Genomic DNA, 22,437 nt, shown 5'->3' on the forward strand with positions numbered 1-22,437 from the left:
GCGCATTGTAACGGAAACCCGAGCGCCATGCTCGGTCTCCCCGACAGACACTATCAAGCCGCCGCCACGGTCACCGGAACACCGTTCAACGCCGCATTCCCCGACAATTCGTCGAGCTGACATTCATCGGTCAGGTCATTGGCGCTGGAACCGGGTTGACCACTGGCGATCGTCATCTGCACGCCCGGGCGCGCATGGCCCCAACCGTGAGGAAGGCTGACCACGCCTTTCATCATATCCAGGCTGGCGACCACTTCAACTTCGATCATGCCGACTCGCGAAGTGACCCGCACGCGCTGCCCATCGCTGAGTCCACGACTGCCCAGGTCGTCCGGGTGCATCAACAATTGATGACGTGGCTTGCCCTTCACCAGACGGTGATAGTTGTGCATCCATGAGTTGTTACTGCGCACATGGCGGCGGCCAATCATCAACAATTCATCGGCAGCCGGTGCTTGCAGCGCGGCGAACCGGGCCAGGTCGGCGAGGATTGCGGCTGGCGCGGCCTGGACTCGCTGGTTAGCGGTTTTCAAACGCGGGGCCAGGTTGGATTTGAGCGCGCCCAGATCGACGCCATGCGGGTGATCGAACAGAGTCGCCAACGAAAGCTTGTGTGGCGAGGCATCGCCATAAAACCCCATCCGCAGACCACGATCGATCATCTGCGCAGGTGGAATGGTCGGCTTCAGCTCCTTGCCGGTCTTCGCGGCAAAAGCCTGGGCCAGGCCGACAAAAATCTCCCAGTCATGCAACGCACCTTCAGGTTTGCCCAGGATCGCCCGGTTGAAACGGGTCACGTTACGCACCGCAAACATGTTGAAGGTGGTGTCGTAGTGATCGTTTTCCAACGCCGAAGTCGACGGCAGGATCAGATCGGCATAGCGCGTGGTTTCATTGATGTACAGGTCGATGCTGACCATGAACTCCAGCCCGTCCAGCGCCTGTTCCAGTTGCCGGCCATTAGGTGTGGACAGCACCGGATTGCCGGCCACGGTGATCAGCGCACGGACCTGCCCTTCCCCGCCCGTCAGCATCTCTTCCGCCAGGGCCGACACCGGCAACTCGCCGCCGTACTCGGGACGTCCGGACACGCGGCTCTGCCACAGATTGAAATGCCCGCCCGACGTCGACGCCACCAGATCCACCGCAGGTTCGGTGCACAACGCACCGCCGACGCGGTCGAGGTTGCCGGTGACCAGGTTGATCAGTTGCACCAGCCAATGACACAGCGTGCCGAAGGCCTGGGTCGAGACGCCCATCCGGCCATAGCAGACCGCTGTCGGCGCCGCCGCAAAATCCCGTGCCAGTTGGCGAATCTGTTCTGCCGGCACCGCGCACAAGGGGCTCATGGTTTCGGCGGTGAATGTTGCGATCGCGTGACGCACCTCATCCAGACCGTCCACCGGTAAATGGCTGTCACGGGTCAGGCCTTCGATGAACAAGGTGTTGAGTAACCCGAACAACAGCGCAGCATCGCCACCGGGACGCACGAACAGATGCTGATCGGCGATCGCTGCCGTTTCACTGCGGCGCGGATCGACCACCACCACTTTACCGCCCCGGGCCTGAATCGCCTTGAGGCGTTTTTCCACATCCGGCACGGTCATGATGCTGCCGTTGGAGGCCAGCGGATTACCGCCGAGGATCAGCATGAAATCGGTATGGTCGATATCCGGAATCGGCAACAGCAAGCCGTGGCCGTACATCAAATGGCTGGTGAGGTGATGAGGCAGCTGATCGACGGAGGTCGCGGAAAACCGGTTGCGGGTTTTCAGCAAGCCCAGGAAATAATTGCTGTGGGTCATCAACCCATAGTTGTGCACGCTGGGGTTGCCTTGATAAACCGCCACCGCATTCTGCCCGTGATGCTCCTGAATCGCCGCCAGGCGTTCAGCGACAAGGCTGAACGCGTCTTCCCATTCGATGGGCTGCCATTCGCTGCCCACTCGCAACATCGGCTGACGCAGGCGATCCGGATCATTCTGAATGTCTTGCAGGGCTACCGCTTTGGGGCAGATGTGCCCACGGCTGAATGTATCCAGCGGATCGCCTTTGATCGAGGTGATCTGCACGCCGCTGCCTTCGACCTCAGTGGTCTCGATGGTCAGGCCGCAGATGGCTTCACACAGGTGGCAGGCACGGTGATGGAGAGTCTTGGTCATGGCCAGTCTCTGTTTTGTTCTGGGCGGGCAATATCGGCCGCGGGAACAAAACTATGGCGCGTGCCCCGCAACTGCGCCAGCGACGTTCGTCTTGTGAATCGGCCACCATCAGGCCAGCCGATGGCCGCGCACAATCAGTTCGGCGGCAACCTGGGCGGCGCCTGCAACTGGATTTCCTGAATGGTTTCGATCTGTTCCTGGGCGACATGTACGCCGGTGAGCTCGCCAATCAGTCGCCAGTGCTCGTCGAGCCCGGCGCTGATGGTCGCCATACGGTCGATCATGCGTCGACCGGCCGCCTTGGTCACTTCGTCTTCACTGCGCATCAATTCGAAGGACATCGACGTCATGGAAGCAGTGAGGTGAGTCAATGAGCGGGCCGTGAGGCCGAGTAAATCCATTAACAGCTGTTCTTTCGATTCCATTCCGAAGGCTTCCTGCGTCACTCGTGAGTTAGTTATAACCCAGCACTTTGCATAAGCAAATGTTTCAGGCCAGACACAGTTACGGCCGGTGCGTTGAAGCCTTGTCAAAACATGAGTGCGGCCGCACAGACAGACTCACTGAGGCTGAGAAATCTTCAACGCCTTCTTTTTAAGAGGTGAGGTCAATGCCGTCCATATTCCACCGACAGCCAGCCAAAGCATGACGCCGGACCCGATCAGGATGATCGCTTTCTGGTTTGCCAGGATGCCCAGCTGATGAGGCTCGGCTTGATAGACTTGCAAAGCAATATCAATGACGCTCACCACGGTGAACCACGCGACCACCAAGGCAGCGCCATGCTTCAGGTCGGGCGTCGATCGCGCAAGTAACGAAGCCCCCAGATAGATTCCAATTGCGATCAATCCCCCCAATACCAAAAATTGGGTCGAATCAATCTGCAATCGCGTCATCCTTGAAGTTCTTCACGCCGATAAAAGCGCCGACGATGGCGCCAACCACTGCACTTGGAACGCCCGGGTAAATCGTGCTGGCGATAATCGCGAAGCCCATGACCGTGGAAATCACAGCCATATCGAATGCTGGGGAAACACGACGAAGTCGTGTAAGGCCAGTGTGTCCGGTTTTATTGATCTCCATACAGCGCTCCCTCCCTGGGAGTGTTTGACTTTCTCAGTCGAGAATCCGCAATGGGGCGGATAATACCTGAGCGCAGCCCGATACCCGGCACCTGAAAACGTAACAGCGAACGACTCCGCCTCCTTGAAACGACGCCATTGACGAAGCGCAGTTTGAGGGCAGAAAGCGCTGCTCAGCGGGTCTGCCACTCTTCGCCGGATGATGAGTCTGATCACGTCATTTATTGCATTCCAGCTTCGGCACCGTGTACAAATGTTGCTCCGGGCCTGCACAACCTGATCAATGCCACGGTGCACAGGCCAAACGGTTTTAAAGCTTGAAACATGTTGGAAGCTGTAAAAACAGCCCCTATTGGAAAAACGCGACATTTAATGTCAATATCGCGCCTCCCCCTATTTCGTCGCCCCGTGCGGCTTACGCCGCAGGTCTCGCCCGTTTTTCAGTTAAACAAGGCTTTGAGTATCTGCGGTCTGTTGCAAAAAGGTAGTCAATGATGAGCGCAAGGCACTTTCTCTCCCTGATGGATTGCACGCCCGAAGAGCTGGTCAGCGTGATCCGTCGAGGCGTTGAGCTCAAGGACCTGCGTAACCGCGGCGTACTGTTCGAGCCTCTGAAAAACCGCGTGCTCGGGATGATTTTCGAGAAGTCCTCGACCCGTACCCGAATTTCGTTTGAAGCCGGCATGATCCAGCTCGGCGGCCAGGCCATCTTCCTGTCGCCGCGCGACACGCAGCTGGGCCGTGGCGAGCCGATCGGCGACGCTGCCATAGTCATGTCGAGCATGCTCGATGCGGTGATGATCCGCACGTTTTCCCACAGCACACTGACTGAATTCGCCGCCAATTCGCGCGTCCCGCTGATCAACGGCCTGTCCGATGACTTGCACCCGTGCCAGTTGCTGGCCGACATGCAAACCTTCCTCGAACATCGCGGCTCGATCCAGGGCAAGACCGTGGCCTGGATCGGCGACGGAAACAACATGTGCAACAGCTATATAGAAGCGGCGATCCAGTTTGACTTCCAGTTGCGCATCGCCTGCCCTGAAGGTTTTGAACCCAACGCGCAATTCGTGGCCAAGGCCGGTGATCGCGTGACCATCGTCCGCGATCCGAAGGAGGCCGTGCGCGGCGCTCATCTGGTGAGCACCGACGTCTGGACCTCCATGGGCCAGGAAGAAGAGACCGCCAAGCGCCTGAAGCTGTTCGCGCCGTTCCAGGTCACCCGCGCCCTGCTCGACCTGGCTGCCGAGGATGTGTTGTTCATGCACTGCCTGCCGGCCCACCGTGGCGAGGAAATCAGCCTCGACGTGCTCGATGACAAGCGCTCCGTGGCCTGGGATCAAGCGGAAAACCGCCTTCACGCACAAAAGGCGCTGCTCGAGTTTCTCGTCCCGCCTTCGTACCACCACGCATGAGCCATCCATTACTGCTTAACCTGCGCAACCTCGCCTGTGGCTATCAAGACCAGCGAGTGGTGCAGAACCTCAACCTGCATTTGAATGCCGGCGATATCGGTTGCCTGCTGGGCTCTTCGGGTTGCGGCAAGACCACCACGCTACGGGCGATTGCCGGTTTCGAACCGGTACACGAAGGTGAAATCACGCTGGCGGGCGAGACCCTCTCCCGCGCCGGTTTCACCCTCGCCCCGGAGAAACGGCGGATCGGCATGGTGTTCCAGGACTACGCGCTGTTTCCGCATCTGAGCGTGGCCGAAAACATCGCCTTCGGAATCCGCAAGCATCCGCAAAAGGATCGCGTCACAGAAGAACTGCTCGAACTGGTCAACCTGAAAAACCTGGGCAAGCGCTTCCCGCATGAGTTGTCCGGCGGTCAGCAGCAGCGCGTCGCACTGGCCCGCGCACTGGCGCCGGAACCGCAATTACTGCTGCTTGACGAACCGTTCTCCAACCTCGATGGCGAACTGCGGCGCAAGCTCAGCCATGAGGTGCGCGACATTCTCAAGGCCCGTGGCACCAGCGCGATTCTGGTGACCCACGACCAGGAAGAAGCCTTTGCAGTGAGCGATCACGTGGGGGTTTTCAAGGAAGGCCGGCTGGAGCAGTGGGACACACCCTACAACCTGTATCACGAACCGCTGACGCCGTTTGTGGCCAGCTTCATTGGCCAGGGTTACTTCATTCGCGGCCAGTTGAGCAGCCCCGAGTCGGTGCAGACTGAATTGGGTGAGTTACGCGGTAATCGCGCCTACACCTGGCCGGTTGGCGGTGCGGTAGACGTGCTGCTGCGTCCGGACGATATCGTTTATGCACCGGACAGCGGTTTGAAGGCGCGGATTGTCGGCAAGTCTTTTCAGGGTGCGTCGACGTTGTACCGGTTGCAGATGCCGACCGGTGCACAGCTTGAATCAATTTTCCCGAGCCATGCTGATCATCAAGTCGGTGCCGAAGTCGGTATTCGCGTCGCGGCTGAGCACCTGGTGTTGTTCCAGGCATCCGGCAGCACGGCGGCGCAGATTCCGGCCACCGAGTCGGGCGTCCGCCGCTACAGCACCGCTAGCTGATTACCTGAATTTGTAGGAGCGAGGCTTGCCCGCGAAGGCGTAGTATCAGTCGATATCATCATCACCTGACATTACGCCTTCGCGGGCAAGCCTCGCTCCTACGGGATTTGTGCTCAACCGAGAGTTAGTGTTCCACTCGCAACCAACGTCGCATTCCCGCCAATCTTCACCCTCCCCCCCTCCAGCCAGCAGAACAACTCCCCGCCTCGCTTCGGACCACTGATAAGCGCTGAGGCTCGACTTACCCATCCCTGATTCAGCTGCGACCTATGTCGGCAAACTTGGCCTGGGTGTGTTCGGCCAACACGGCCGGCGCCAATTCGACTTCCAGACCGCGCCGACCGGCGCTGACAAAAATGCTGGCAAAGGGTTGAGCCGAGTTGTCGATGAAGGTGCGCAAACGCTTTTTCTGCCCCAGCGGACTGATGCCCCCGAGCAGATAACCCGTCGCACGTTGCGCAGCGGCAGGATCGGCCATTTCAACTTTTTTCACGCCTGCAGCGTGAGCCAGATGCTTCAAGTCCAGACTTCCGACGACCGGCACCACCGCCACCAGCAACTCCCCTTTCTCGCTGGCCGCCAACAGGGTCTTGAACACTTGCGCCGGGTTCAGTCCCAGTTTCTCCGCGGCCTCCAGCCCATAGGACGCAGCCTTCGGATCATGTTCATAACTGTGCACGCGATGTTCGGCTCGAACTTTTTTCAACAAATCCAATGCGGGGGTCATGGCAGCTCCAGACTGGGCGGCAGTAGAAAAATCCTGCGCTGGATTCTAGGACATTGATCGGCAAAAGGCTCTATTGCGCCCTGTTTCAAAGGCTTGGCAGCGCCACCCGCCGCTCGTCCGCCCTCGGCCCACCGCGTGAACGATACGATCATTCACGTGACTAATAGTTGAATTGTGACTGACGGTTCACTATCGACCTTTGACAGCGGCGTTTCTTGTCTATATTTTTTCGAATCTGAATACTGTACGAATGTGTCATCGCAGCACCCAGCAGTAAACCGAGAACAGGATGGGGATTCTGCCTCGGTGGAAAACGCGCTTTGGCCATGACGAAAGAAGCGCCAGACAACAACAAAAACGAGGTTTTCAATGACAACTGCTTTACAACAACCGTCGCTCTCAAGCCAATGCATGGCCGAGTTTCTGGGCACTGCACTGCTTATCTTTTTCGGCACCGGTTGCGTTGCTGCGCTCAAGGTCGCGGGTGCCAGCTTTGGCTTGTGGGAAATAAGCATCATCTGGGGCGTCGGCGTGAGCATGGCGATCTACCTGACCGCCGGGGTTTCCGGGGCTCACCTCAATCCTGCCGTGAGCATCGCCCTGAGCATTTTCGCTGACTTCGAAAAGCGCAAACTGCCGTTTTATATCCTATCTCAAATTGCTGGCGCGTTCTGCGGCGCATTTTTGGTCTACACGCTGTACAGCAATTTATTCTTCGATTTCGAACAAACTCACCATATGGTTCGTGGCACCCAGGCCAGCCTAGAATTGGCGTCGGTGTTCTCCACCTTCCCCAACCCGGCCCTGTCCACCGCCCAGGCTTTCCTGGTTGAAGTGATCATCACCGCCATTCTGATGGGCGTGATCATGTCCCTGACCGACGACAACAATGGTCTGCCAAAGGGGCCACTGGCACCGCTGCTGATCGGTTTGCTGATTGCAGTGATTGGCAGCTCGATGGGCCCGCTCACCGGTTTTGCGATGAACCCGGCGCGTGATTTCGGTCCGAAGCTGATGACTTTCTTCACAGGCTGGGGTGAAATTTCCCTCACTGGCGGCCGCGATATCCCGTATTTCCTGATTCCGATTTTTGCACCGATTGTCGGTGCCTGCCTCGGCGCTGCCGCGTATCGCGGGCTGATTGCCCGTCATCTGCCCAACGCCACACCTGCTACAAAGGATGCAGCACCGGCCATTGACGGCAAACCAAGAACTTCTTGATACCGTAGGCGCGTGATCCTGCCCATAAAATCGCGCGCCGGACCTCTCTCCCTTTTTTCGTCCAAGGCAATCGACATGACCGACATTCAGAATAAGAACTACATCATTGCCCTCGATCAGGGTACGACCAGCTCCCGCGCGATCATTTTTGATCGTGACGCGAACGTGGTCTGCACCGCCCAGCGCGAATTCGTCCAGCACTACCCGCAAGCCGGTTGGGTCGAACACGACCCGATGGAAATCTTCGCCACCCAAAGCGCCGTGATGGTCGAGGCCCTGGCTCAAGCCGGCCTGCATCACGACCAGGTCGCGGCCATCGGCATCACCAACCAGCGCGAAACCACCGTGGTCTGGGACAAGACCACCGGCCGCCCGATCTACAACGCGATCGTCTGGCAGTGCCGCCGCAGCACCGAGATCTGCCAACAGCTCAAGCGCGACGGCCACGAGCAATACATCAGCGACACCACTGGCCTTGTCACCGACCCGTACTTCTCCGGCACCAAACTCAAGTGGATCCTCGACAACGTCGAAGGCAGCCGCGAGCGTGCGCGCAAAGGTGAATTGCTGTTCGGCACCGTCGACAGCTGGCTGATCTGGAAATTTACCGGCGGCAAGGTCCACGTCACTGACTACACCAACGCCTCGCGCACCATGCTCTTCAACATCCACACGCTTGAGTGGGACGCGAAGATGCTGGAGGTGCTGGATATTCCGCGCGAGATGCTGCCGGAAGTGAAGTCCTCGTCCGAAATCTACGGCCACACCAAAAGCGGCATTGCCATCGGCGGTATCGCCGGCGACCAGCAAGCTGCCCTCTTCGGCCAGATGTGCGTCGAGCCAGGCCAGGCGAAAAACACCTACGGCACCGGCTGCTTCCTGCTGATGAACACCGGTGAAAAAGCCGTGAAGTCCAAGCACGGCATGCTCACCACCATCGCTTGCGGCCCGCGTGGCGAAGTGGCTTACGCGCTGGAAGGCGCGGTGTTCAACGGTGGTTCGACCGTTCAGTGGCTGCGTGACGAACTGAAGATCATCAACGACGCCCACGACACCGAATACTTCGCCAACAAGGTCAAGGACAGCAACGGCGTGTACCTGGTGCCAGCCTTTACCGGTCTCGGCGCACCGTACTGGGACCCGTATGCCCGCGGCGCCCTGTTCGGCCTGACCCGCGGCGTACGCGTGGATCACATTATTCGTGCAGCGCTGGAGTCGATTGCCTACCAGACCCGCGACGTTCTGGACGCCATGCAACAGGATTCAGGCGAACGCTTGAAATCCCTGCGCGTGGACGGCGGCGCGGTCGCGAACAACTTCCTGATGCAGTTCCAGGCCGACATTCTCGGCACTCAGGTCGAGCGTCCGCAAATGCGCGAAACCACCGCACTCGGCGCGGCTTACCTGGCCGGCCTGGCGTGCGGCTTCTGGGGCAGCCTGGATGAGTTGCGCGGCAAGGCGGTGATCGAACGCGAATTCGAACCGACCCTGGACGAAACCGCCAAGGAAAAACTCTATGCCGGCTGGAAAAAAGCCGTCAGCCGCACCCGCGACTGGGAACCGCATGAAGGCGCTGAATAAGCCAACCTGAGTACTCGTATCGGTATGTAACTGGTCGGGAGCAGATTCCTGCGGCATCATGGGCAAATTTTTGCACGGCAGCCCAAAGGAAGCCCCATGAATCTGCCTCCCCGTCAGCAGCAAATCCTCGAACTGGTCCGCGAACGCGGCTACGTCAGCATCGAGGAAATGGCTACGCTGTTCGTCGTTACACCGCAGACCATCCGCCGCGATATCAATCAGCTTGCGGAAGCCAATTTGTTGCGTCGCTACCATGGCGGCGCAGCCTACGATTCCAGTGTCGAAAACACCGCCTACGCCATGCGCGCTGACCAGATGCGCGATGAAAAGCAGCGTATCGGTGAAGCCATTGCGGCGCAGATCCCGGATCACGCCTCGCTGTTCATCAATATCGGCACCACCACCGAATCGATCGCCCGGGCGCTGCTCAACCACAACCACCTGAAAATCATCACCAACAACCTGCACGTGGCCTCGATGCTCAGCGCGAAGGACGACTTCGACGTTCTGCTGACCGGAGGCAATGTGCGGCGCGACGGCGGTGTGGTCGGTCAGGCGAGTGTCGACTTCATTAACCAGTTCAAGGTCGACTTTGCCCTGGTCGGCATCAGCGGTATCGATGAAGACGGCAGCCTGCTGGACTTCGATTATCAGGAAGTGCGGGTGTCGCAGGCGATCATCGCCAACGCCCGGCAGGTGATTCTGGCGGCTGACTCCAGCAAATTCGGGCGCAACGCCATGATTCGCCTGGGGCCGATCAGCCTGATTGATTGCCTGGTCACCGATCAGCAGCCTGTGCCGGCGTTGGCGCAGTTGTTGAGTCAGCACAAGATTCGACTCGAAGTCGTTTAACCCTTTCCAAACAGCACGCTCCCTTGTGGCGAGGGAGCTTGCTCCCGCTGGGCTGCGAAGCAGCCCTTAAACCGGTAATCGTGGTACTTCAGGAAGAGCGAGTCATCTGATTTGCGTCTGCTGCGCAGCCGAGCGGGAGCAAGCTCCCTCGCCACAAAAGTCTCCATCACCATCATTTAATGTTCGTAAATTTTCCTTTCTCGGCCCTTCGATCAGTATTTTCAATCGAAGTTGACTGGCTGTGGGCGGTTTAATGGGCTACTATTTTCGTAAATGAACATTAATGTTCGTATTCCAATACAGAAAATCAAAAGAGCCCGAGGCCAGCCGATGCCCACTTCTACCTTGCCTACGCCCCCACTCGCTGAGGTCTACGACATCGCCGTCATTGGTTGCGGGATCAATGGCGTGGGGATCGCAGCGGATGCCGCCGGCCGCGGCCTTTCGGTGTTCCTTTGCGAAAAGGATGACCTGGCCAGCCACACTTCGTCGGCCAGCAGCAAGCTGATCCACGGTGGCCTGCGCTACCTCGAACATTACGAATTCCGCCTCGTACGCGAAGCCCTCGCCGAACGCGAAGTGTTGCTGGCCAAGGCGCCGCACATCGTCAAGCAAATGCGCTTCGTGTTGCCGCACCGTCCGCACCTGCGTCCGGCCTGGATGATTCGCGCCGGTCTGTTCCTGTATGACAACCTCGGCAAGCGGGAAAAACTCGAAGGTTCGAAAAGCCTGAAGTTCGGCCCGGACAGCCCGCTGAAAAGCGAAATCACCAAAGGCTTCGAATACTCCGATTGCTGGGTCGACGATGCGCGCCTGGTGGTGCTGAATGCCATGGCCGCCCGCGAAAAAGGCGCCCACGTCCACACCCAGACCCGTTGCGTCAGCGCCCGTCGCACCAAGGGCTTGTGGCACCTGCACCTGGAACGCGCCGATGGCAGGCTGTTTTCGATTCGTGCCAAGGCTCTGGTGAACGCTGCCGGCCCATGGGTCGCCAAGTTCATCCGTGATGACTTGAAGATGGAATCGCCGTACGGCATCCGTCTGATCCAGGGCAGCCACCTGATCGTGCCGAAACTGTACGAAGGCGAACACGCGCACATTTTGCAAAACGAAGATCAGCGCATCGTGTTCACCATCCCGTACCTGAACCACTTCACCCTGATCGGCACCACCGACCGCGAATACACCGGCGATCCGGCCAAAGTAGCGATCACCGAAGGCGAAACCGATTACCTGCTCAAAGTGGTCAACGCCCACTTCAAGAAGCGGATCAGCCGTGACGACATCCTGCACAGCTATTCCGGCGTGCGTCCGCTGTGCAACGACGAATCCGACAACCCGTCGGCCGTCACCCGCGACTACACCCTGGCACTGTCGGGCACTGGCGAAGAAGCGCCGTTGCTGTCGGTGTTCGGCGGCAAGCTGACCACCTACCGCAAACTGGCCGAGTCGGCGCTGGCACAACTGGCGCCGTACTTCACGCACATCAAGCCGACGTGGACCGTCAGCGCGACATTGCCGGGCGGTGAAGACATGACCACCCCGCAGGCGTTGAGCTCGCTGATTCGCGACAAGTTCGACTGGGTGCCGACTGAAATTTCACGCCGCTGGGCCACCACTTATGGCAGCCGCACCTGGCGCATGATGGAAGGCGTGCAAAGCCTCAGCGATCTGGGCGAACACATCGGCGGCGGCCTCTACACCCGCGAAGTCGATTACCTGTGCAGCGAAGAGTGGGCGACCACCGCCCATGACATTCTGTGGCGTCGCAGCAAGCTGGGCTTGTTCACCACCCCCGCCGAACAGCAGAAACTGGCGGATTACCTGAGCAAGGTCGAGCAAAACCGCAGCAAGATCGAAGCGGCCTGATCGCCGATCCGCTTGAACGAAAGCCCCTGAATCGAAAGGTTCAGGGGCTTTTTGCATTCCGCCAGATACCTATCCCCCCTGTGGGAGTGAGCCTGCTCGCGATAGCGGAGTGTCAGGCGCAATCAATGCTGGATCTGATGACTCATCGCGAGCAGGCTCCCTCCTCCAGGGGATATGTGCAAGTCGATAGATTGCATTCGGTTTTCCGAACACGACCTGTCGGTCGATTCGGTTAACCGGATTAACCTTCGCTAAAAACCAACGCCATAAATATTTAATACCTTTACAAATCAACAACTTGATCTATATCGCCTGGCCTGGCACGAGTCATGCTCTACACTCTTGGACGAATGCTTGTGCACCCCACTCAGGAGCCGTCAGGCATTCGAAGCACAAAAGGGCCGATGAACTGGCTCCATAAAAAAAACAATGTCGAGGAAAATTTGATGCGCATCGTTCCCCATATCCTGGGCGCAGCCATTGCTGCCGCTCTGATTAGCACTCCAGTTTTCGCTGCCGAGCTCACCGGCACACTGAAGAAGATCAAAGAGTCCGGCACCATCACCCTCGGGCATCGTGACGCTTCCATTCCGTTCTCCTATATTGCGGACGCTTCCGGCAAACCGGTTGGCTACTCCCACGATATCCAGCTGAAAATCGTCGAAGCCATCAAGAAAGACCTGGACATGCCGAACCTCCAGGTCAAATACAACCTCGTGACCTCGCAAACCCGTATCCCGCTGGTGCAGAACGGCACCGTGGACGTCGAGTGCGGCTCCACCACCAACAACGTTGAACGTCAGCAGCAAGTTGACTTCTCCGTCGGCATCTTCGAAATCGGTACGCGTCTTCTCTCCAAGAAAGACTCCACGTACAAGAATTTCGACGACCTGAAAGGCAAGAACGTCGTGACCACCGCGGGCACCACGTCCGAGCGCATCCTCAAGTCGATGAACGCCGACAAGCAAATGGGCATGAACGTCATCTCCGCCAAAGACCACGGCGAATCCTTCCAGATGCTGGAATCGGGCCGCGCCGTCGCGTTCATGATGGACGACGCACTGCTGGCCGGTGAAGCGGCCAAAGCCAAGAAGGCGAGTGACTGGGAAGTGACCGGTGATCCGCAGTCTTACGAAATCTACGGCTGCATGGTTCGCAAGGGCGATGCGCCGTTCAAGAAAGCCGTGGATGACGCGATCGTCGCTACCTACAAGTCCGGCGAGATCAACAAGATCTACGAAAAATGGTTCATGGCGCCAATCCCGCCAAAAGGCCTGAACCTGAACTTCCCGATGAGCGACGAACTCAAGGCCCTGATCGCCAATCCGACCGATAAAGCGGCTGACGACAAGAAGTCCTGATTTCTGACTAACCTTATCTCCTGAGGGGGCCGCAGCCCTTTCAGGAGATAGTCACTCCCTGCTGGCATTTTTGGAAACACTCGAACCGGTGGCTGTCGAGCCGCTCGTGTGTGCCTGACTCCCAAGGTCGGGCGGGAACGGAGCTTCCCCAGGCGGGCATTTGTACATCGATCGATCTGAGGGGAGACCCTAATGAATTACAACTGGGACTGGGGCGTGTTCTTCAAGTCCACCGGCGTGGGCAGCGAGATTTATCTCGACTGGTACCTCACCGGTTTGGGCTGGACCATCGCCATCGCCATCATGGCCTGGATCATCGCCCTGACGCTGGGCTCGATTCTGGGCGTCATGCGCACCGTACCGAATCGCATCGTGTCGGGCATCGCGACCTGCTACGTCGAACTGTTTCGTAACGTACCGCTGTTGGTGCAACTGTTTATCTGGTACTTCCTGGTGCCCGATCTGCTGCCGCAAAACCTGCAGGACTGGTACAAGCAGGACCTGAACCCGACCACCTCGGCGTTCCTCAGCGTTGTTGTCTGCCTGGGCCTGTTCACCACCGCCCGCGTTTGCGAACAAGTGCGTACCGGCATCCAGGCGTTGCCCAAAGGCCAGGAAGCCGCCGCTCGCGCCATGGGCTTCAAGCTGCCACAGATCTACTGGAACGTGCTGCTGCCCCAGGCCTACCGGATCATCATTCCGCCGCTCACCTCGGAATTCTTGAACGTGTTCAAGAACACCTCCGTCGCCTCGCTGATCGGCCTGATGGAATTGCTCGCACAGACCAAACAGACCGCCGAGTTTTCCGCGAACCTGTTCGAAGCTTTCACCTTGGCGACGCTGATCTACTTCACCCTGAACATGAGCCTGATGCTGCTGATGCGCATGGTCGAGAAGAAAGTCGCCGTACCGGGCCTGATCTCCGTAGGGGGTAAATGATGGAATTCGACTTCTCGGGCATCATCCCGTCCCTGCCGGGCCTGTGGAACGGCATGGTCATGACCCTGCAACTGATGGCGCTGGGCGTCGTCGGCGGGATCATCCTCGGCACCATCCTGGCACTGATGCGCCTGTCCCACAGCAAGCTGCTGTCGAACATCGCCGGCGCCTACGTCAACTACTTCCGTTCGATTCCATTGCTGCTGGTCATCACCTGGTTCTACCTGGCGGTGCCGTTCGTGCTGCGCTGGATCACCGGCGAAGACACCCCGATCGGCGCATTCGCCTCCTGCATCGTGGCCTTCATGATGTTCGAAGCGGCGTACTTCTGCGAAATCGTCCGGGCCGGCGTGCAGTCGATTCCCAAGGGCCAGATGGGTGCTGCCCAGGCCCTGGGCATGACGTACGGCCAGATGATGCGTTTGATCATCCTGCCGCAAGCGTTCCGCAAGATGACCCCGCTGTTGCTGCAACAGAGCATCATCCTGTTCCAGGACACCTCGCTGGTCTACGCGGTCGGCCTGGTGGACTTCCTCAATGCCTCCCGTGCCAGTGGCGACATCATCGGTCGCTCCAATGAGTTCCTGATCTTCGCAGGTCTCACGTACTTCACAATCAGCTTTGCCGCCTCGCTGCTGGTCAAGCGTCTGCAAAAAAGGTTTGCCGTATGATCTCTATCAAGAATGTCAACAAGTGGTATGGCGACTTCCAGGTACTGACTGACTGCAGCACCGAGGTCAAAAAAGGCGAAGTGATCGTGGTGTGCGGGCCGTCCGGCTCCGGCAAATCCACCCTGATCAAATGCGTCAACGCGCTGGAACCGTTCCAGAAAGGCGACGTGGTGGTCGATGGCACGTCCATCGCCGACCCGAAGACCAACCTGCCGAAACTGCGCTCGCGCGTCGGCATGGTGTTCCAGCATTTCGAACTGTTCCCGCACCTGACCATTACCGAAAACCTGACCATCGCGCAGATCAAGGTGTTGGGCCGCAGCAAGGAAGAAGCCACCAAGAAAGGCCTGCAACTGCTTGAGCGCGTCGGCCTCTCGGCTCATGCCCACAAGCACCCGGGCCAGCTCTCCGGTGGCCAGCAACAGCGTGTGGCAATTGCCCGTGCACTGGCGATGGACCCGATCGTCATGCTGTTCGACGAACCGACCTCGGCGCTGGACCCTGAAATGGTCAACGAAGTGCTCGACGTGATGGTGCAACTGGCCCACGAAGGCATGACCATGATGTGCGTGACCCACGAAATGGGCTTCGCCCGCAAAGTGGCGGACCGCGTGATCTTCATGGACCAGGGCAAGATCATCGAAGACTGCAAGAAAGAAGACTTCTTCGGCGACATCAGCCACCGCGCCGAGCGGACACAGCATTTCCTTAACAAGATTCTGCAGCACTAAGACGGTACTGGCTTGCCCTTGTGGCGAGGGAGCTTGCTCCCGCTGGGTTGCGTAGCGACCCCAAAACCTGCAAATGCATTTTGTCTGACACACCGCATTTACCGGTTTTACGACTGCTTCGCAGCCGAGCGGGAGCAAGCTCCCTCGCCACAGGTTCCGCGTTCGACTGGAAACCAGACAAGCCTGTTGCCACACTGGTTGACCCAAGGCATCTGTGATGAAATGCGACCCCACTCTCTATCGCGCCGCGCCGCCATCACTCGCCGTGAAACCCCGTCTGATCCGCCATCTGTTCCTGCCGCCGCTGGTCATCGCCCTGATGATCGGGTTGGGTTACCTCGGCTTCTGGGTCAGTGAACACTATGGGATTCGCAGCCTCAGCGAGAACGGCCAGCGTCAGCTCGAACTGCACGCCCGTGCCGTCGAGAGCGAGATCAGCAAGTACACCTACCTGCCCAGCCTGCTGGAACTTGAATCCAGTGTTTCAAAATTGCTGGCCGACCCATCGCCGGAACACCGGCAGACCGTCAACGACTACCTCGAAGGCCTGAACCGGCGCAGCCGCAGTCGGGCTATCTACGTAATGGACACCACCGGCCGTGTCATGGCTACCAGCAACTGGCGCGATGTCGACAGTTACCTGGGCGAAGACCTGTCCTTTCGCGCCTATTTCCAGAACGCCGTACGCGGTCAACCGGGGCGCTTCTACGGCATCGGCAGCACCAACGGCGAACCCGGTTACTACCTGGCCCACGGCCTGGAAGAACACGGCAAGATCATCGGCGTCGCGGTGGTCAAGGTGCGCCTCGAAGCCATGGAAGAACGCTGGCAGCGCGCGCGCCTCGAAGCGTTCGTCAGCGACGAGAACGGCATCATCATTCTCTCCAGCGATCCGGCGCGACGGCTCAAGTCGGTTGTGCCCTTGAGCGACGAAACCAAAGAAAAACTCGCCCGCAGCCTGCAGTACTACTGGTTTCCGCTGAACGAACTGCAACCACTGGCCCGGGAACAACTGGCCGAAGGCGAGGAAAAACTGACCTTCCCCGCCAACAGCGAAGTGGAATCAGATGAAGAGGACATCAGCTACCTCTCGCAAACCCGGCCCTTGAGCGACACCCCATGGAACTTCACCCTGCTCACGCCGCTCCAGGATTTGCGCCGCGAAGCGATCAATCAGGGGATTCTGGTGGCGGTGGCGTTTGCCCTCGTGGCGTTCCTGTTGATTGCCTGGAACGAGCGGCGCAAGGTGATCGCCACCCGCCTCGCCGCCCGGGAAGCCCTGCAGGAAGCCAACAATCAGCTGGAGCGTCGGATTACCGAACGCACCACCGACCTGCGCGCCAGCAACGAACGCCTCAAGGGCCAGATCCGCGAACGGCGTCAGGCCGAAGAGACCTTGCGCCGCGCCCAGGATGAACTGGTGCAGGCCGGTAAACTCGCCGCCATCGGGCAGATGTCGACCAGCATCGCCCACGAACTGAACCAGCCGTTGGCAGCGCTGCGCACCTTGTCCGGCAACACCGTGCGCTTTCTTGAGCGCGGTCAACTGGACGTCGCCAGCACCAACCTCAAGACCATCAACGATTTGATCGACCGCATGGGCCGAATCACCGCCAGCCTGCGTTCCTTCGCCCGTCGCGGTGACGACAAAGGCCGGGCCAGCCTCGGCAAAGCGGTGGATGCTGCCCTGCAATTGCTGGGCGGTCGCGTGGAGAGCGCGCACCTGCAAGTGCATCGTGACTTCAACGATGTGCAGGTGCAGATCGACCAGACCCGCCTCGAGCAAATTCTGGTCAACCTGATCGGCAACGCCCTCGACGCCATGCAGGCTCAACCGTTGCCCGAGCTGAGGCTCGAAGGCGAACAATTCGATGGCAAATATCGCCTGCGCGTACGCGATAACGGCCACGGCATCGACGCCGAAGCGCGCAAGCATTTGTTCGAACCGTTCTTCACCACCAAACCCGGCGAACAAGGCCTGGGCCTCGGCCTGACCCTGTCCGCCAGCCTGGCCGCCGCCACCGGCGGACATCTGGGTGTCGAACACCCGGCCAGCGGTGGCACCACATTCGTCCTCAGTTTACCGTTGGTAAGCCCCACTCACGCCGAGCCAATATGAACAACGACCTTAGTGTGCTGATCGTCGAAGACGACCCCCATGTGCTGCTCGGCTGCCAGCAGGCGCTGACCCTGGAAGACATTCCCTGCGTCGGCGTGGGCAGCGCCGAAGAAGCGCTGGAGCGGGTCGGCGACAACTTTGCCGGCATCGTCATCAGCGACATTCGCCTGCCTGGCATCGATGGCCTGGAACTGCTGACCCGACTCAAGGCCCGGGATCGCAGCCTGCCGGTGGTGCTGATTACCGGCCACGGCGACATCTCCATGGCCGTCGGCGCCATGCAGAAAGGCGCCTATGACTTCATGGAGAAACCCTTCTCCCCGGAACGCTTGGTGGACGTCGCCCGTCGCGCGCTGGAGCAACGCAGCCTGGCCCGGGAAGTCTCTTCGTTGCGCCGGCAACTGGCAGAGCGCAATTCCCTGGAAGGCCGGATCATTGGCCGCTCGCCGGCCATGCAGAACCTGCGCGAACTGATCGCCAACGTCGCCGATACGTCGGCCAACGTGCTGATCGAGGGCGAGACCGGCACCGGCAAGGAGTTGGTTGCGCGCTGCCTGCACGACTTCAGCCGTCGGCACACCAAACAGTTCGTCGCGCTGAACTGCGGCGGCCTGCCGGAGAACCTGTTCGAGAGCGAGATTTTCGGCCATGAGGCCAATGCCTTCACCGGCGCCGGCAAACGGCGGATCGGCAAGATTGAACACGCCGACGGCGGCACCCTGTTTCTCGACGAAGTCGAAAGCATGCCCCTGCCCTTGCAGATCAAATTGCTGCGGGTGTTGCAGGAACGCACCCTTGAACGCCTGGGTTCGAACCAGAGCGTGGCCGTGGATTGCCGGGTCATTGCTGCTACCAAGTCCGATCTTGATGAGTCGAGCAAGGCCGGCGAGTTTCGCAGCGATCTGTATTACCGCCTGAACGTGGTAACGCTGGAACTGCCGCCCCTGCGCGAGCGACGTGAAGACATCCTGCAATTGTTCGAGCACTTCCTGCAGCAGTCGTCCCTGCGCTTCGACCGCGCCGTGCCGGAACTGGACAACCAGACCCTGTCGAACCTGATGAGCCACGACTGGCCGGGCAACGTGCGTGAACTGCGCAACGTCGCCGAGCGTTATGCCCTCGGTCTGCCAGCGTTCAAGAAGTCCGGCGCCAGCGGCAGCAATCAGGGCCTGGCCTTCGCCGAAGCGGTGGAAGCATTCGAACGCAATTTGCTCGGCGACGCGTTGCAACGCAGCGGCGGCAACCTGACCCAGGCCAGCCTGGAATTGGGGATGGCCAAGACCACGCTGTTCGACAAAGTCAAAAAGTACGGGCTGAGCCACTGATGGATCTGATTCTGAAAGCGGCGCTGGGTGCGGCTGTCGTGGTGATTCTGGCTGCACTGGCCAAGACCAGAAACTATTACATCGCAGGCCTGGTGCCGCTGTTTCCGACCTTTGCGTTGATTGCGCATTACATCGTCGGCAAGGGGCGTTCGCTGGATGATTTGAAGACCACCATCGTGTTCGGGATGTGGTCGATCATTCCGTACTTCGTTTACCTGGCGACGCTGTATGTGATGGTTGACCGCATGCGGCTGGAGGCTTCGCTCGCCGTGGCGGCGGTGGCGTGGTTGATGGCGGCCACCGTGCTCGTCACCGTGTGGGTCCGCCTCCACGCCTGACCACCCCCAATCCCCTGTGGCGAGGGAGCTTGCTCCCGCTGGGTTGCGAAGCAACCCCAATACCTGCAATCGCGTTCTGACAGGTAAATCCTGTTTAACTGATTTGCGACTGCTGCGCAGCCGAGCGGGAGCAAGCTCCCTCGCCACAATGAATTCCAGTGCAGTTTGTGGCTGGCCCGTCCCTTGCATTTACCCTCAAAAGCCCCCTCGGCCGGCCTTCATGATCGATGAAGCCGGTGTCTGGGAGGGTCTGCCAAGGGTGAATTGCGACCTTGAACATTTTAGATCTCGACCACAGCCTGACTGCCCAGGCGCCCATCAAGTGGCTACTGGAAAGCGGCCGTGCCAAACGCCTCGACTTGCTCGACCTCGGCCCGAAACTGCGCCTGTGGTCCAGCGAACGAACCTGGCGCCGCTTCGCCGAACGCTTGCAGCAACGGCCCCGGCACAACGGCCCGCAACCGGAAATCTTCTTCGTCGGCTCCGGTGATTACCACCACCTGACCCCGGCGTTCCTGACCGATTTGCCGGAGCCGGTGAGCCTGATCCACTTTGACAACCACCCCGACTGGGTCCGCTTCGCGCCGCGCCGGCATTGCGGTTCGTGGGTTAACCAGGCGCTGAAACTGCCGAACATCCAGCGCATCGTCACCCTCGGCCCGTGCAGCGATGACCTGCAAAATCCGCAGCTCAAGGGCGGTAATGTTCGGGCGCTGAAACGCGGCGTGTTGCAGCTGTTTCCGTGGCAGCACGCCCCCTCGAAAGTATGGGGCCGAGTCGGTGACGGCGCCGGCCATCAACAGCAGGAAAACCTGCTGCACTGGCGCAATCTGGCGGAGCTCGACTGGCCAGTGTTTCTCGAACAAATGATCGCCAGCCTGCCCACCCGCGCGGTGTGGATCACCGTAGACAAGGACGTATTGGCCAGCGAGGACGCGGCAACCAATTGGGACCAGGGCGGCATGCGCCTCAGCCATTTGCTGCAAGCCATCAGAGCCTTGGCGGCGAGCAAGCGAATCATTGGCATCGACATCTGCGGCGAGTACGCCCGCCCGGCCTTCAGCAACGCCCTCAAACGCTGGGAAGCCAAGTCTGACCAGCCCCCGGCCGAACGCTGGAGCGAAGCCGATCTGCTGCGTAACTCGGCGACCAATCAGGCGTTGATTGATGTGTTCGAGGAGCTGTTCCCATGACCTACACCGTGATTGTGCTGGTGGCGTTTTCCATCGTGCTGGACGTCATCGGTCAGCTCTGTTTCAAGCTCGGCCTGGACCGTTTGCCGGAACTCGAAGGCGGGTTTCGGCTGAATGCGTTCTGGGGCCAGGTGTTCAACGCGCCGCTGTTGTGGTGCGGGATCGGCGCTTACGTGATCGAATTTTTCGTCTGGCTCGAAGCCCTGTCCCGGGCGCCCCTGAGCCTGTTGTTTCCGGCGGCGGCGCTGGCGTATTGCGGCGTGGTGCTGGCCGGCAAGCTGATCCTCGGCGAGACCGTCAGCCGGCGGCGCTGGCTCGGCACCCTGGTGATTACGGCGGGCGTGATGCTCGTGTGTGTCGCCCATGCATGAGGCTCAATCGATGATCAGAGGGAAGACCGACTGGCTGCATGAGCGCCTCGGTACGGTGGTGCTGTGGGCGCTGTTGATCGGCTTTGAAAGCGCCGGCCAGATCGCCACCAAGGTGGGCGGAGATCAGCTGGGGCAGATGGATTTCAACCTGCAATGGCTGCTGGCCGTGGCGGTGAATCCGGGGGTGTGGTTTGCGATTGCCTGCTACATCGGCGCGTTTTTCGTATGGATGCTGATCTTGCGGCGCAGCAGTTTATCCCTGGCGTTTCCGCTGAGTTCACTGGTGTTTGTCGGGGTTTTGCTCGGGTCGTGGCTGGGCCTGGGTGAGCAGATCAGCGTGCTGCACTGGGTGGGTGTGGCGGTGATTATGGGGGGGATTGCGTTGCTGGCCGAGGGTGAAGAAACCTGAAAATCACCGCAATTCCTGTGGCGAGGGAGCTTGCTCCCGTTCGGCTGCGCAGCAGTCGTAATTCGGGCAACTCGGTGGATCTGAAGGATTGCAGGGGGCCGCTTCGCGGCCCAGCGGGAGCAAGCTCCCTCGCCACAAGTGCTCAGTTGAACTTGTAGGCCAGTGCCGCCTGCACTTCCCCTTGGTTGGTATCCCCAACCTCTTTGACAATGCTGCTGTTCGCCGCAGAGCCCGTCAGGTGAATCCAGCTCGCGCTCGTCAGCAACGACCACTGCGGCGCCAGCGGGAACTCGAAGCTCTGGGTCAACGCCACATTCTGCAATCCACCGCCCGCGTTATACGGCCGAATCCCTGAAGCTTGAGACTCTTCACCACTCACCCCAAAAAACGTCTGATTCTGCCGGGCATCAGCAAAATGCGCAGTCAGATTAGAGCTGCCAATCACCCCGCCACCCAGCGGATAACCCACCTCCCCGCCGACACGCCCCAACACCCCGCCCTGCCCGCCGCGCCCGCCAACCGCTTGCCCGACCGACGCAAACACTCGCCAGAAATCAGCCGGCGCGTACTGCACGTAGCCGCCCACTTCGCCCATGTCCGGTACATCGCGCAAGCCATGCAGCTCGCCGTTGGAGGTGCGCCCTGGCAGGTAATTCACGAACGGTCCGGCGCTGAAACCGTTGGCTTTCAACGCATCCCAGGTCAGCCCGTCATCGGTGCTGAGACTGACATCGCCCCAATCGAGATCGAGGTACGGCACCGGCCGGGTTTCGTAGCGGCTACCGGTCGGATCGTGAGGTTGATAGCTGAGGCCAACCCCTGCCTCACCGGTGATGCCGTCCGCGGAAACGTTAGCCGAAAGGCACGTCAGCGCGGCGAATAGAGCAACAGTAATCCTCGACATGAGGCAATTCCTTGAGCTGGACATGCGCGCATCAATCCCCGAATCGCACCTCTCGCGCAAG

Annotated in this window: 22 protein-coding genes and 1 pseudogene; 16 read left to right on the forward strand and 7 right to left on the reverse strand. The window is 59.6% G+C overall.

Going from position 1 to position 22,437, the window contains the following annotated elements; all coding sequences use genetic code 11:
- Nucleotides 1–53: 53 nt before the first annotated feature.
- The 4 genes from ACA070_RS24440 to ACA070_RS24455 form a co-directional block, all read right to left on the reverse strand.
- Nucleotides 54–2,162, reverse strand: a complete 2,109-nt coding sequence (locus tag ACA070_RS24440) for a molybdopterin oxidoreductase family protein (protein WP_497448662.1) — start codon at nucleotides 2,160–2,162, stop codon at nucleotides 54–56.
- 134 nt (nucleotides 2,163–2,296) lie between these two features.
- The gene (gene plzR / locus ACA070_RS24445) at nucleotides 2,297–2,587 is read right to left on the reverse strand and encodes a PlzR type 4 pili assembly inhibitor (protein WP_462028484.1); all 291 of its coding nucleotides are present in this window, start codon (nucleotides 2,585–2,587) and stop codon (nucleotides 2,297–2,299) included.
- 135 nt (nucleotides 2,588–2,722) lie between these two features.
- Nucleotides 2,723–3,058 carry a hypothetical protein gene (locus ACA070_RS24450; protein WP_131060887.1) on the reverse strand — a complete coding sequence of 112 codons (336 nt, stop codon included), beginning with the start codon at nucleotides 3,056–3,058 and terminating at the stop codon, nucleotides 2,723–2,725.
- Nucleotides 3,039–3,245, reverse strand: coding sequence for a hypothetical protein (locus ACA070_RS24455; RefSeq protein ID WP_497448663.1), 207 nt, complete (start codon nucleotides 3,243–3,245; stop codon nucleotides 3,039–3,041). The genes ACA070_RS24450 and ACA070_RS24455 overlap by 20 nt, the downstream gene beginning before the upstream one ends.
- Before the next feature lie 493 nt (nucleotides 3,246–3,738).
- On the opposite strand from ACA070_RS24455, the gene argF reads away from it, so the two are divergent.
- Nucleotides 3,739–4,659 carry an ornithine carbamoyltransferase gene (gene argF / locus ACA070_RS24460; protein ID WP_497448664.1) on the forward strand — a complete coding sequence of 307 codons (921 nt, stop codon included), beginning with the start codon at nucleotides 3,739–3,741 and terminating at the stop codon, nucleotides 4,657–4,659.
- On the forward strand, nucleotides 4,656–5,765 hold the full coding sequence (locus ACA070_RS24465) for an ABC transporter ATP-binding protein (protein ID WP_497448665.1): 1,110 nt from the start codon (nucleotides 4,656–4,658) through the stop codon (nucleotides 5,763–5,765). The genes argF and ACA070_RS24465 overlap by 4 nt, the downstream gene beginning before the upstream one ends.
- Before the next feature lie 113 nt (nucleotides 5,766–5,878).
- On the opposite strand, the pseudogene ACA070_RS24470 reads toward ACA070_RS24465, so the two are convergent.
- Both ACA070_RS24470 and ybaK read right to left on the reverse strand, forming a co-directional pair.
- Nucleotides 5,879–6,014: pseudogene (locus ACA070_RS24470) on the reverse strand (isomerase); the annotation flags it as partial.
- Nucleotides 6,015–6,021: 7 nt separating this feature from the next.
- Complete coding sequence (ybaK, locus tag ACA070_RS24475; protein WP_497448666.1) at nucleotides 6,022–6,492, reverse strand: Cys-tRNA(Pro) deacylase; 471 nt, start codon at nucleotides 6,490–6,492, stop codon at nucleotides 6,022–6,024.
- Nucleotides 6,493–6,861: 369 nt separating this feature from the next.
- Here ybaK and ACA070_RS24480 point away from each other — a divergent pair, with 369 nt between their 5' ends.
- From ACA070_RS24480 to ACA070_RS24545, 14 genes are all read left to right on the forward strand, one after another.
- Nucleotides 6,862–7,713 (forward strand): MIP/aquaporin family protein, encoded by an 852-nt coding sequence (locus ACA070_RS24480; protein ID WP_462028489.1) that lies wholly within the window; start codon nucleotides 6,862–6,864, stop codon nucleotides 7,711–7,713.
- Nucleotides 7,714–7,788: 75 nt separating this feature from the next.
- Nucleotides 7,789–9,294 (forward strand): glycerol kinase GlpK, encoded by a 1,506-nt coding sequence (glpK, locus tag ACA070_RS24485; RefSeq protein WP_497448667.1) that lies wholly within the window; start codon nucleotides 7,789–7,791, stop codon nucleotides 9,292–9,294.
- Nucleotides 9,295–9,390: 96 nt separating this feature from the next.
- Complete coding sequence (locus tag ACA070_RS24490; protein WP_007916700.1) at nucleotides 9,391–10,146, forward strand: DeoR/GlpR family transcriptional regulator; 756 nt, start codon at nucleotides 9,391–9,393, stop codon at nucleotides 10,144–10,146.
- Between the two features lie 330 nt (nucleotides 10,147–10,476).
- Complete coding sequence (glpD, locus tag ACA070_RS24495; protein WP_497448668.1) at nucleotides 10,477–12,015, forward strand: glycerol-3-phosphate dehydrogenase; 1,539 nt, start codon at nucleotides 10,477–10,479, stop codon at nucleotides 12,013–12,015.
- A gap of 446 nt (nucleotides 12,016–12,461) precedes the next feature.
- Nucleotides 12,462–13,376, forward strand: coding sequence for a glutamate/aspartate ABC transporter substrate-binding protein (locus tag ACA070_RS24500; protein ID WP_497448669.1), 915 nt, complete (start codon nucleotides 12,462–12,464; stop codon nucleotides 13,374–13,376).
- A gap of 192 nt (nucleotides 13,377–13,568) precedes the next feature.
- The gene (locus ACA070_RS24505; protein ID WP_497448670.1) at nucleotides 13,569–14,315 is read left to right on the forward strand and encodes an amino acid ABC transporter permease; all 747 of its coding nucleotides are present in this window, start codon (nucleotides 13,569–13,571) and stop codon (nucleotides 14,313–14,315) included.
- Entirely contained in the window at nucleotides 14,315–14,986 is a 672-nt protein-coding gene (locus tag ACA070_RS24510; protein ID WP_497452015.1) for an amino acid ABC transporter permease, read from the forward strand. The genes ACA070_RS24505 and ACA070_RS24510 overlap by 1 nt, the downstream gene beginning before the upstream one ends.
- The gene (locus ACA070_RS24515; protein WP_438662327.1) at nucleotides 14,983–15,717 is read left to right on the forward strand and encodes an amino acid ABC transporter ATP-binding protein; all 735 of its coding nucleotides are present in this window, start codon (nucleotides 14,983–14,985) and stop codon (nucleotides 15,715–15,717) included. Before ACA070_RS24510 ends, ACA070_RS24515 begins: the two co-directional genes overlap by 4 nt.
- A 217-nt stretch (nucleotides 15,718–15,934) precedes the next feature.
- Nucleotides 15,935–17,836: a two-component sensor histidine kinase AauS gene (aauS, locus tag ACA070_RS24520; RefSeq protein ID WP_497448671.1), complete on the forward strand. Its 1,902-nt coding sequence runs from the start codon at nucleotides 15,935–15,937 to the stop codon at nucleotides 17,834–17,836.
- A 44-nt stretch (nucleotides 17,837–17,880) separates the two neighbouring features.
- Nucleotides 17,881–19,161: a two-component response regulator AauR gene (aauR, locus tag ACA070_RS24525; RefSeq protein ID WP_497452016.1), complete on the forward strand. Its 1,281-nt coding sequence runs from the start codon at nucleotides 17,881–17,883 to the stop codon at nucleotides 19,159–19,161.
- Nucleotides 19,162–19,169: 8 nt separating this feature from the next.
- On the forward strand, nucleotides 19,170–19,499 hold the full coding sequence (locus ACA070_RS24530; protein ID WP_497452017.1) for a GlpM family protein: 330 nt from the start codon (nucleotides 19,170–19,172) through the stop codon (nucleotides 19,497–19,499).
- A gap of 272 nt (nucleotides 19,500–19,771) precedes the next feature.
- Entirely contained in the window at nucleotides 19,772–20,692 is a 921-nt protein-coding gene (locus tag ACA070_RS24535; RefSeq protein WP_497448672.1) for an arginase family protein, read from the forward strand.
- Nucleotides 20,689–21,063, forward strand: coding sequence for a DMT family transporter (locus ACA070_RS24540; protein WP_461955497.1), 375 nt, complete (start codon nucleotides 20,689–20,691; stop codon nucleotides 21,061–21,063). Before ACA070_RS24535 ends, ACA070_RS24540 begins: the two co-directional genes overlap by 4 nt.
- A gap of 10 nt (nucleotides 21,064–21,073) precedes the next feature.
- Nucleotides 21,074–21,472: a DMT family transporter gene (locus ACA070_RS24545; RefSeq protein ID WP_176457759.1), complete on the forward strand. Its 399-nt coding sequence runs from the start codon at nucleotides 21,074–21,076 to the stop codon at nucleotides 21,470–21,472.
- Between the two features lie 142 nt (nucleotides 21,473–21,614).
- Here the strand turns inward: ACA070_RS24545 and ACA070_RS24550 are convergent, their stop codons facing one another.
- Nucleotides 21,615–22,376 (reverse strand): MipA/OmpV family protein, encoded by a 762-nt coding sequence (locus ACA070_RS24550; RefSeq protein ID WP_497448673.1) that lies wholly within the window; start codon nucleotides 22,374–22,376, stop codon nucleotides 21,615–21,617.
- Nucleotides 22,377–22,437 lie beyond the last annotated feature (61 nt).

It is taken from the genome of Pseudomonas sp. LBUM1678, from assembly GCF_059695575.1.

Bases quoted from the DNA above. Each gene is read 5' to 3' on its own strand.
- plzR (WP_462028484.1), bottom strand. From the start codon at position 2,587: ATGGAATCGAAAGAACAGCTGTTAATGGATTTACTCGGCCTCACGGCC.
- ACA070_RS24440 (WP_497448662.1), bottom strand. From the start codon at position 2,162: ATGACCAAGACTCTCCATCACCGTGCCTGCCACCTGTGTGAAGCCATC.
- aauS (WP_497448671.1), top strand. From the start codon at position 15,935: ATGAAATGCGACCCCACTCTCTATCGCGCCGCGCCGCCATCACTCGCC.
- glpK (WP_497448667.1), top strand. From the start codon at position 7,789: ATGACCGACATTCAGAATAAGAACTACATCATTGCCCTCGATCAGGGT.
- ACA070_RS24480 (WP_462028489.1), top strand. From the start codon at position 6,862: ATGACAACTGCTTTACAACAACCGTCGCTCTCAAGCCAATGCATGGCC.
- ACA070_RS24505 (WP_497448670.1), top strand. From the start codon at position 13,569: ATGAATTACAACTGGGACTGGGGCGTGTTCTTCAAGTCCACCGGCGTG.
- ACA070_RS24510 (WP_497452015.1), top strand. From the start codon at position 14,315: ATGGAATTCGACTTCTCGGGCATCATCCCGTCCCTGCCGGGCCTGTGG.
- ACA070_RS24500 (WP_497448669.1), top strand. From the start codon at position 12,462: ATGCGCATCGTTCCCCATATCCTGGGCGCAGCCATTGCTGCCGCTCTG.
- ACA070_RS24455 (WP_497448663.1), bottom strand. From the start codon at position 3,245: ATGGAGATCAATAAAACCGGACACACTGGCCTTACACGACTTCGTCGT.
- ACA070_RS24540 (WP_461955497.1), top strand. From the start codon at position 20,689: ATGACCTACACCGTGATTGTGCTGGTGGCGTTTTCCATCGTGCTGGAC.
- ACA070_RS24450 (WP_131060887.1), bottom strand. From the start codon at position 3,058: ATGACGCGATTGCAGATTGATTCGACCCAATTTTTGGTATTGGGGGGA.
- ACA070_RS24545 (WP_176457759.1), top strand. From the start codon at position 21,074: ATGATCAGAGGGAAGACCGACTGGCTGCATGAGCGCCTCGGTACGGTG.
- ACA070_RS24515 (WP_438662327.1), top strand. From the start codon at position 14,983: ATGATCTCTATCAAGAATGTCAACAAGTGGTATGGCGACTTCCAGGTA.
- ACA070_RS24490 (WP_007916700.1), top strand. From the start codon at position 9,391: ATGAATCTGCCTCCCCGTCAGCAGCAAATCCTCGAACTGGTCCGCGAA.
- ybaK (WP_497448666.1), bottom strand. From the start codon at position 6,492: ATGACCCCCGCATTGGATTTGTTGAAAAAAGTTCGAGCCGAACATCGC.
- argF (WP_497448664.1), top strand. From the start codon at position 3,739: ATGAGCGCAAGGCACTTTCTCTCCCTGATGGATTGCACGCCCGAAGAG.
- ACA070_RS24465 (WP_497448665.1), top strand. From the start codon at position 4,656: ATGAGCCATCCATTACTGCTTAACCTGCGCAACCTCGCCTGTGGCTAT.
- ACA070_RS24550 (WP_497448673.1), bottom strand. From the start codon at position 22,376: ATGTCGAGGATTACTGTTGCTCTATTCGCCGCGCTGACGTGCCTTTCG.
- glpD (WP_497448668.1), top strand. From the start codon at position 10,477: ATGCCCACTTCTACCTTGCCTACGCCCCCACTCGCTGAGGTCTACGAC.